1 protein-coding gene is annotated in these 234 nt (G+C 56.0%); it reads left to right on the top strand.

The annotated features are described in order from the left end of the window. A partial coding sequence (locus ACW5XD_RS24000; RefSeq protein WP_456497029.1) for a hypothetical protein occupies window positions 1–234 on the top strand: 234 nt, incomplete at both ends.

Raw genomic sequence — 234 nt, 5'->3', positions numbered from 1 at the left:
AAATCGCAGTGTCATCGTCCATGGCGGGCACCTTTACCGTCTATGCCAATTACCTGACCCAGACGCTGAACACGGCGGTGACCTTTATCGATAATCTGGTCAGTGCGCTGAGCATTAGCGGTGGGGATGAAGTGCGGATGGGTCAAACCCTGGCCCTTGCGGCGTCCGCGAGCTATGACTCCGGGGATGTGGTCGATGTCAGCAGTGAAGCAGATTGGACAACCAGTGATGTGA

Source organism: Aeromonas enterica (assembly GCF_054052465.1).
Note: the sequence above shows the minus strand (reverse complement) of the source record. Positions and strands in the feature narration are given on the sequence as shown.